Source organism: Chitinophaga sp., assembly GCF_036566945.1.
GTDB lineage: Bacteria > Bacteroidota > Bacteroidia > Chitinophagales > Chitinophagaceae > Chitinophaga.
Map to the genome: position 1 here is coordinate 1 of NZ_DATCVJ010000572.1, position 9,668 is coordinate 9,668.

General features: G+C 43.6%; 9 protein-coding genes and 1 pseudogene. 2 read left to right on the forward strand and 8 right to left on the reverse strand.

Features of this window, described 5'->3' with window-relative positions; all coding sequences use genetic code 11:
- The 8 genes and pseudogenes from VIP81_RS17375 to VIP81_RS17410 form a co-directional block, all read right to left on the reverse strand.
- Nucleotides 1–969 (reverse strand): annotated as a pseudogene (locus VIP81_RS17375) (hypothetical protein); the annotation flags it as partial.
- 89 nt (nucleotides 970–1,058) lie between these two features.
- Entirely contained in the window at nucleotides 1,059–1,871 is an 813-nt protein-coding gene (locus tag VIP81_RS17380) for an AraC family transcriptional regulator (RefSeq protein WP_331963643.1), read from the reverse strand.
- Between the two features lie 42 nt (nucleotides 1,872–1,913).
- The gene (locus VIP81_RS17385; RefSeq protein WP_331963646.1) at nucleotides 1,914–2,885 is read right to left on the reverse strand and encodes an aldo/keto reductase; all 972 of its coding nucleotides are present in this window, start codon (nucleotides 2,883–2,885) and stop codon (nucleotides 1,914–1,916) included.
- A gap of 97 nt (nucleotides 2,886–2,982) precedes the next feature.
- On the reverse strand, nucleotides 2,983–3,522 hold the full coding sequence (locus VIP81_RS17390) for a prolyl-tRNA synthetase associated domain-containing protein (protein ID WP_331963649.1): 540 nt from the start codon (nucleotides 3,520–3,522) through the stop codon (nucleotides 2,983–2,985).
- Nucleotides 3,523–3,652: 130 nt separating this feature from the next.
- Nucleotides 3,653–4,468, reverse strand: a complete 816-nt coding sequence (locus VIP81_RS17395) for a class I SAM-dependent methyltransferase (RefSeq protein WP_331963652.1) — start codon at nucleotides 4,466–4,468, stop codon at nucleotides 3,653–3,655.
- 132 nt (nucleotides 4,469–4,600) lie between these two features.
- Nucleotides 4,601–4,951, reverse strand: a complete 351-nt coding sequence (locus VIP81_RS17400) for a hypothetical protein (RefSeq protein WP_331963655.1) — start codon at nucleotides 4,949–4,951, stop codon at nucleotides 4,601–4,603.
- A gap of 542 nt (nucleotides 4,952–5,493) precedes the next feature.
- Nucleotides 5,494–5,703 carry a hypothetical protein gene (locus VIP81_RS17405; protein ID WP_331963658.1) on the reverse strand — a complete coding sequence of 70 codons (210 nt, stop codon included), beginning with the start codon at nucleotides 5,701–5,703 and terminating at the stop codon, nucleotides 5,494–5,496.
- 146 nt (nucleotides 5,704–5,849) lie between these two features.
- Entirely contained in the window at nucleotides 5,850–6,818 is a 969-nt protein-coding gene (locus VIP81_RS17410; RefSeq protein ID WP_331963661.1) for a TlpA disulfide reductase family protein, read from the reverse strand.
- Nucleotides 6,819–6,974: 156 nt separating this feature from the next.
- Between VIP81_RS17410 and VIP81_RS17415 the strand changes: the two genes are divergently transcribed.
- Both VIP81_RS17415 and VIP81_RS17420 read left to right on the forward strand, forming a co-directional pair.
- On the forward strand, nucleotides 6,975–7,493 hold the full coding sequence (locus tag VIP81_RS17415; protein WP_331963664.1) for a hypothetical protein: 519 nt from the start codon (nucleotides 6,975–6,977) through the stop codon (nucleotides 7,491–7,493).
- A 349-nt stretch (nucleotides 7,494–7,842) separates the two neighbouring features.
- A partial coding sequence (locus VIP81_RS17420) for a family 20 glycosylhydrolase (protein WP_331963667.1) occupies nucleotides 7,843–9,668 on the forward strand: 1,826 nt, incomplete at its 3' end.

A 9,668-nucleotide genomic window follows, 5' to 3' on the forward strand; every position in this document is an offset into this window, starting at 1 on the left:
TGCACTAACCAACAAGCTATCAATGCTTCTTCTGAATCCACCCTTGTTGCGGCTCACATCCGCAATATTGATAAGCATGGTTTTAATACTCCCGGTATCCTGGTTGGTCCTCGCTACAGCCAGCCCTTTATTGAAATATTCAATTGACTGATCATAATATTTAACGCTATAATAATTGAGTCCAACACGGTTGTATACGGTGGTCATCAAAGGGCTTGTATCTCCCAACTTTTCTCCTACTTCTACTGCCAGTAAGTTATACCGACGCGATTGCGTGAAATTATTTAGTTCGTGCTGGGCTTCTCCCATAATCGAATATATTCCCTGTAACCGCGTATAACCTATTTTTTGGTACATGGATAGCGTCGTATTCAACAACTCCAGTGCCTGGGTAAACTGCCCATTCACGAGTAACAGATCTCCTATAAACTCATTCAACTTTGCAGCAGAAAGGCTGTCGCCCAAACGTTGATAAATATCAGTCCCCAGTCGGTATAACCTGATTTTTTGAGGAAGGTCCTCTGGCGAATTGGAATAGGAACCTCCAAGTTCCAATATCGCTTCTGCTTTTAACCTGGGCGTTCCATATACAGATAAAAGACGAATGGCTTCTTCACTGATCTTTCTGCCATCACTGGCATGACCGGATTCCCGGTAAGCTTTTGCTCTTAATAGTTTACTTAGCCCAAGTCCTGCCGGGTATCTCAACTTTTTACTTAATGCTTCCATCTGATCGGCGATTTGGAAAGCCATTTTCATATCAGGTTCGAAAGAGCCCGGCTTATCCAAAAATGCCTCTCCCTTCTTCTTCCAGGCGGTAAAGCTAGCTGTATCTCCTTGATTGTTTTGGACTAACCAACCCGGCATTTCGGGGCTTACCACAGACTGTCCACCTGCCTCACCGGCAATTAGCAGGAGCATCATCACCAGTCCGCACACCGTCCTCAACAAAATTCTTCCTTTCCTCATTGTCCAAATTTACGAGCCGGCAAGATAATGCCAAATCCGCAAATCACCCATACCATGAATATATTATAGCTATATGGGGGCTCCGTCGGCTAAACCACCCATTCACTGGGCGTTTTCCCAAACTTCTTTTTAAAAGAATGTGAGAAATGAGAGAGACTTTCAAAACCCAGGTCGAGGTAAAAAGCAGATGGTTTCTTATTCTTTTTTTCCAACAGGTGCCGGGCTTGTTCCAGCCGTCTTTCCAGTAACCACTGTCGTGGCGCCATACCAAAGATCTTTTGAAAATCACGCTTGAATGCCGCCAGGCTTCTGCCTGTAAGTTGCGCAAACCTGCTAACAGGAATATTGTAGTGAAAATTACTGCGCATAAATTTTTCCAGGTCCAGTTTATACGGATCTGAAAAGTCGAACAAGAATTTTCTGAGTTCCGGTCTGGAATTCAGGAGCAGGTACACCGCCTCTTTTATTTTAAGTATCGCTACCGCATTCGTAATTTTCGCTTCCGGATGCTGCGCATATGGCAGCAGGGATTGAAAGAAAGCCTGCAAAAAGTCATTTCCGGAGATAGGAATATTTGCAGGCCCTGTATATTTCATACTTGTTTCAATTTGCTCTTCCTGCGCGATCATCCTGAGTATATCTTCTGTCAGGCGAATGATAATAGTCTGATATTCCTTACCATCCGACGGCATTTTGGTAATTTCCGCCAGTTGGTTCTTTTGAATCAGCAGCATCTCTCCCTGATCCATCGTGACCCTTTCATGCGCGGTTTCCATTTTGAAATGGCCTGCCACCAGGAATACCAGTGTTTTATGCTCCAGGAATGCCACCTTTTCCTTTATCATATCTGTGTGATAAGAGAAAAAGATGACGCCGGGAATTAAATCAGTCCTATTTGTCATTTTACAAAGATATTAAACCCGCGGAATGTACGTCCAGGCATGCTATCGCTGCAGGTAGGTTCCTCCCAGAATGGCGCCCGGAGCAAAATGTGTATTGAGTGCGTGCAGCTCTTCCGGCGTAAAATGAATGTTCATGGCGGCGATATTTTCCGGCAGTCTTGATCTGCGACTCATACTTACCAACGGCATGATATGCTCTCCCTGGGCATTTACCCAGGCGATCGCCAGTTGCGTAGGGGTATATCCTTTGTCTTTGGCCATTTGTTGCAGAAGTGCTACTTTTTCCAGGTTCTTTACCAGGTTATCTCCCTGAAAACGAGAGAAATGATGATGGTAATCGCCGGCTGGCAGAGGTGCTTTCATTTCGCCGGTCAATAATCCTTCAGCCGTATTGGCAAATGCTACCACGCCTATACCCAGTTCTTTGGCGGTGGGAAGCAGGTCGCTTTCTATCTGGCGGTCGGCGAGGGAATAACCTATTTCCAATGCCGTTACGGGATGCACGCTATGGGCCTTGCGGAGTTGGTCAGCGGTGATTTCAGAAACACCAAGGTGACGCACCTTCCCTTCCTTGATAAGGTCGGCCACCGTTCCTATGACGTCTTCAATGGGCACGCTGTTATCGAGTCTGCATGGCTGATAGAGATCAATGGTATCAATACCCAAACGTACCAATGAATAATTGATGAAATTTTTAATAGCCATAGGTCGCAGGTCCAGTCCCAGCCACTGACCACCATAGAAGATAGCGCCAAATTTAACACTGATGAAAGCATCGTCCCTTCTGCCTTTGATGGCTTTTCCCACCAGCAGTTCATTATGGCCGGCGCCATAGAAATCACCTGTGTTCAGGAAATTGATGCCGCTGTCCAGCGCCTGTTGTATAGTAGCAATACTTTCGCTTTCATCATTTGTTTTACCACCCCACACCGGCGACATCCGCATACAACCTAATCCGAGCTTCGATACCAGCGGGCCGTTTTTGCCCAGGGCCATCTTTGTTATTGTTGTCATGGTTTCAAATTTTATGATCAATGATACAAAGGTGAAGGTTTAGGGGCGACTATCATTTTCCTTTACGGCTCAAATTACTTGTCTGTATGGCTCATTGTTATAGTTGCACAAATTTCGGCGTATGCCTGGTGGAAGGAATAAATTCATTGATTACCCAGTCAGTGGAGAGTTTCAGATAACTGGTGGTGGTACCATCGCTGCAACCATACCATTCTTCTGCAAGAACATCGTTATCGACCACCAGCTGTACCTTCATTTCTTTGTCTGACAGCAGGCCCAGTACCGTGGCTGCACCAACAGGTGTTCCCAGAATGGATTGGAGCAAATCAACGGAGGCAAAGGACACCCGGGAAACGCCCAGCGCTGCGCTAAAATCTTTTGTTATGAAAGGCTTTCCCGCCGTTGTTATTACCAGGTAGAAATTAGTTTGCTGCCGGTTACAGAGAAAAAGCGTTTTAACCGTTTTCATATTCAGTCTGTCATCAATCCGGATACAGTCTTCCATGGTGATAGCAGGATCACAGTCTACCCGCTCATACGCCACACCTTTTTCTTTGAACAGTTCATACACCATTTGCTGTAATGGCGAGTGAAATTCAGCTGGTTCCGTTGTTACTACTTCACTGACAAAAAACATATCCTTTTTTGCTGGTTAAGATACGAAGCCATACGTAATTTTCCATGTTAGCTGCCAACAGGGGCATCTGTGGCTGCTGCAAGGAACATATCGGGAATTAGCTTTCCATAAAAAATATGAGAAGACCACCTCATTTTTCAGCCGTTACAACAAAAGCCTTTAATGGAACTTTCAGATTTTCACTTCCATATACCGTGGTTAATCTTGCGCTCAATGCTTCAATTAATACGGGTAGTAAATCATAATTCCGTTCCGCAATTTCGTTGTACATAGGAGTGCCTTTTAGTAGTCCCCTCGCGATATCCAGGGAATTAGCACCTTTACCGGTAGCACTTAAGCTCGTTATGGAGATATTCTTATAGCCACCCTGCATCAAATCAGCTTTGATCACATCCGGATTGAAATAGGAAAATGGAATATTAAAAAAAGAGGGGGGATTATCGGGAAAATATTCAGTCAGCAATTCCATCGCAATCAGTGCAATAGGATTCTCCGACATGGCATCCCAGGTGTTGAAAATAAATGTACCTCCAGGCTGCAGTACCCGCATGGCTTCTGCATATGCTGCAGGCTTATCTCCGTAGAACATGACGCCGAACTGTGCGAAAATACAATCAAATGAGTTGTCTTCAAAAGGCAGCGCATGTGCATCCACCACCTGCAATTTAACCCGGTCGTCATTCGCCACCTTTTGTTTGGCCAGCGCCAACATGCCAGGGTTTATATCAGTAGCCGTTATAGTGGCCGATGGAGGAATGGCTTTCAACAAGTGTTGGGTAACGATCCCTGTACCACATGCTACTTCTAATATATTTTTAGGGTTCAACGCAATAATGCGCTCGGTCAGGTCAATAGCATAGGGTTCAAAAAACAGGGAGTAGAGAAATTCGTCATAATTTTCAGGGATTTCCCCTGAAAATAAGTTCGAAGCTGCTTTCTGTGCCATAACATAGATTTAAGACCAGTAAAGTACGCTTAAAATACCAGTAAAATTCTATTAAAACCCAGAATAGCTTGTAAAAACTGGTTAGTAAGGTAAATCTGATATTTATGCTATTTAGCCGTATCCAAAATAAAGTTACTTTACAACAAACTCACAATACTTATTGCTCTCTTTAATATTGGTATTTCCCATAATTTTCACCCATTTTTCTTTGCTTATGTCATCAGGTCCACCCAATCTGCAGTAGCTATCCAAAGAATCCAGATTGATTACATAGATTCTTATACTTCCCAGGTATTTAGCATACATTTTGGCTGTTTCATTTTTGTCTATCACCTTGGGATATGCGCTTTCGTTGGCGCCTCTTAAGCAATAAGCCCGCACATCCTGCATGATTGAACAAGAATCACATCCAAATAAAGCACCTACATAAATTTTGCTTTTAGATTTATTAATTATCCTTACTGTCAAGTCTGATTTGTCCATGCAGGATTGAAATGTTGTTACCAATACTAATGCAATTAGCTTGATCCCAATTAGTGTCTTATACTGCAATTGATTTCTTAACTCCATTTTTGTATTGTTGTGATAGATTGAATATGCTAAATGTTAAGCAATAGGAACCCAAGGCTAGTTTCGCACTTCGCGGTTTAAAATTGAGATCAAACATAAGTACAGGATAGCTATTTTAAAACGAGATTGGGTTAGATTTCTTTGGTATTATAATAATGAATGGAAGTTTACATCAGGGATATATGTTCACACCCAGAAAATCCGCTACTTTATTCAATGGAGTTAACTTTCCCTTTTTGATTTAAGTTTCATTGTTCAAATTAAATGCTCCTCTCAATTGACGAGAGGCGCTCCTAATCACAAGTTGAAAATACCGTGACAAAGCTTAATACTATCTAGCATTAAGATGTGATCTTGATGCTAGATAATTATATCTTCCGTGAAGCCCTTTTGACAGTGCTCCAGACATACATAGATATAACAAGGAGGGATTGTTACTACACTCCAGCAATTCATCATTTCCCCCGCCTGTTCAACTTCTTCCTTAACAAGTGTCCCTTCCACATCCAAAGACCACTCAATGCCACTACCGGCAAAAACACCCAACGTACTGCATTTGCAGCGGGTGGATTGGATGCTACCGGTCCATAGATATATCCTAATATGGGAATGCTGAGGAGGATATGTAACCAGCGGATGATCTTTCGTTCTGTAGCTGCTTTCATAAAAAAATGCTTATGGTACAAAACTAGAGCGTATCCTATCACGATTTGTAAGAAGTAGATATGCGGGGAAAATCTGCCGACAAAACGGGTAACCTACATTATGCACCCCTTTGCCTCCGATTACTATCGTCGGTATTAAGACCAGGTTATTTCTTCGCCTCCTTTTCCAAAATAGATTTAATCATTTGATCCATTTCTACATTTAAGAGAGAGGAAACACGCATCAGCACCTTGCCATCCTTATCGATCAGGATCTTTGTCGGATAGCTGCTGATCTGATAGGCGTTCACGATATCCACACCTCCGCTGCCTTCATCGTTTAACACATGTACCCAGTTGACCTCATCTTTTTTAATGGCTGCCAGCCAGGCTGCTTTACGCTCCTTCAAGGGTGTGCCCTTGCTGTGTACATTCTCATTGGCAACAGCAATAATTTCCAGGCCTTTGTTTTTATACCTCTCATATACCTCTTTTAAATGAGGATGACTTTGTCTGCAGGCCCCGCACCAGCTACCCCAAAAATCCAGCAACACTAATTTCCCCCGGTAGTCACTCAGTTGTATGGTTTTACCATGCTGGTCTTTTCGGGTAAAGTTTACTGCCTGTATACCCGTGGGCGTTAGCTTCTTCCATTCTTTAATCCTATCGCGAATCCGCCCGGCAGCATATGTTTTTTTAAGCCGATCGCTCAGTTTTTCATAAGCCAAAGCATAGCTATCTGCGGTGTACATGCCATTGTTATCTTCCAGTTCATATAGGCTTACATAAGAGTCCGGATGCTCCTCTACAAATTGTTTTTTCAGTAGTAGTTTTTTCTGGTAGATCGCTGCAGGCTTTGTGGTGACTAAATGATAGAAGGCAATACTGTCCCTCACCATATCCAATGCATCCATCTCTTTTTTCAATGCCCCCTCTCCCATGTCTTTGTTCAATATGGCATTTAAAATGTTGAAATCTCCCTGTACATCGCGCTCAGGTACGCTATCTTTTGACAGGAAAGTCATTATCGCATGCAGGTTCAGATCAGACAGGCTCTCCGTATCGCTAACCGTTTGTTGTTGACAAATTCCAGTTAAGGGAAGCAGCAGCGCACTCCAGAGAATTACTTTTTTCATATTAAAATTCAAGTATATGAGTAATGATTGACTTTATATATAGGCATTCCATCCATCAAAAAGGGTGAAGACGAATAAACATACCTAGTCAAATAATTCCGGCTCGATCAGTAACATTCACTGATCCTGCTCCGTTTAATTTAACAAACCACAAATATGAAAGCAAACATCTACCTATTTCTGTTTTTACTATTAGGCTCCCTATTTACATCCTGTAAAAAAGACAATATTGCTTATAAAAGCGATTTCAACAAGAGCTATCAGGCCTGGATAAACTTCAAAAAATCGTCCGGCAACTCCTACCGTTATGCGTCCAATACCTCTTCCTGGACAGGATACAGTTCTGAGACTATTATTACCGTAAAAGAAGGGAAAGTTATTCAGCGGTCTTACGTAGTTAAAGCAGTGGATCGTGCAACCAATCAGATCATGACAACAGAACAATGGCTGGAGGATGGAAGCCAACTTGGCTCGCATGACAGCGGATATCCCCTCAAAACCTTAGACGATATATACAAAGAAGCGAAAGATACCTGGTTGTTGAAAAGAGATAATGCAGACACCTACTTTGAATCGAAAAATAATGGGATGATATCCAATTGTGGATATGTTGAAAAAGGTTGTCAGGACGATTGTTTCCGGGGCGTTGACATAGGTTTTATAGAAAAGATATAGTTTAAAGTAATTTTTTCCAACTGCCGTCATGGCAATGCCCTTGGAATATGCCATGACGTCTTCCAGATTGATTCGTATAATTAGAGAATTCCCTTCAAAAGGCCTCCTCATACCACCTGAGCAAGGAAGTCATCAAGATAAGCATGTCAGAAATTTACCTGTAAAAGATGAACACAGCGGCTTGTTCGCGAATGATTTTTCCGTTTCCTGTTGTTTACCTCCCATAATGCTAATATATTACAGCCCGAATATCACGGGACTTATACTTTAACCAGCCATGCATCTTCCTGAAAAAGGCAAATTATAAGCCGCTCCGTTTATTCCAGTGATTTTAGAAAACAATGAACACATGAAAAATAAAGCACCTTTGGCGCATCGCGTGAGGCATTCTTCGATTCCCTGGCTTTTTCTATTAAGCCTGATTTTACAACTTCACAGCGCTTCTGCGCAAAGCCCTGTCAATGCCATACCGTTTACCATACCTGTTATCCATAGCTGGCAGGGAGGCACCGGCTATTACACCCTTCCCGGTCATGTAAGGATTATTGTGGCCCCACAGGATCAGCACACCCTGCTGCCATACATCACTACTTTCCGGAACGACCTGGCAGAAAGATACCCGGATCTGACCATCAACATAGATATCAGTGAAAATCGGACACCCGGCAAAGGCGATATCCTGTTCACCCTGAACACAGACACTACACAGAATGCGGAAGCTTATCAAATGGTGATTGATAACAGCATCCGCATCAGCGGCCCCGCTAAAGGCTGTTTCTGGGCCACCAGGACCATGCTCCAGATACTGGAACAATCAAAGGAACAACGTACTATTCCACAGGGAAATATTACAGATTATCCTCACTGGCCTGTCAGAGGCTTTGTACTGGATGTGGCCAGGAAATTCTTTCCTATGTCCTTCCTCCGGGAGTATGTAAAGTTCATGTCTTACTACAAAATGAGCGACTTCCATATCCACCTCAACGATCAGGGATTTAAGCAGTTCTTTAATAACAACTGGGACAGCACCTACAGTGCTTTCAGACTGGAAAGCAGTACCTATCCGGCCTTAACGGCAAAAGACGGGCATTATACAAAAGCCGAATTCATTGCACTCCAGGAGCTGGCAGATAGTTTCGGTGTAAACATCATTCCTGAAATAGATGTTCCTGCCCACTCTCTCGCTTTCACCAAAGTATTTCCGGAAATAGGCAGCACTAAATACGGCAAAGATCATCTGGACCTCTACAACCCAAAGACCTACGAAGTAATAGACAACGTATTTAAAGAATACCTGCAGGGACCGAATCCTGTATTCAGAGGCGACGTAGTGCATATAGGCACCGATGAATACAGCAAGGCAGAATCTGAGCAATTCCGCAGTTTCATGAATCATTACATCGATCTGGGACAACAGTACGGCAAAAAGGTAAGACTATGGGGTTCCCTTACCAACAACCCCGGCACAACCAAAGTGCGTACTGCCGGCGTTACCATGAACCTCTGGTACAATGGCTATGCCGACCCCAAAGAGATGCTGAAGCTGGGATTTGACGCTATCAGTACCCCCGATGGATGGCTCTACATAGTGCCGGCAGCTGGTTACTATTACGACTATCTTAACACCAAAAATATTTATAACAAGTGGACGCCTGCCATGATAGGCGACCAGGTATTCGATGAAAATAATCCCCAGATAAAAGGCGGCTCCTTTGCCGTATGGAACGATCATACTGGCAACGGCATCACCGTAAAAGACGTGCATGACCGGGTATTTCCTGCGATGCAGGTGCTGGCAGAAAAAATGTGGACCGGCAAGGAACAGCGTATGAACTACGACACGTTCTCCACCCATGCAGCCAACATCGGCGAAGGCCCGGGGCTAAATATAAGAGGTAAACTTCCGACAGATTCACTGCTGCTGCTGGCCCATCAAAAACCAGGCACCGTGCTCGTGTTCCAGAATGCAGCTCCCGGCAAATACAAAGGCCGGAAGGCTGTTCATTTGGAACGCACTAATAGTTATATTAAAACCGAATGCGCAGGCATCGGCTACGACTATACGGTATCTTTCTATATATGGCCAGAGAAAAACAATCAGCCGAACGCGGTGCTGTTCTCCTCACCCGATGCGGTCGTAAAGCTAAAACAGCAGGGAAGCGGTCAACTGGGCTT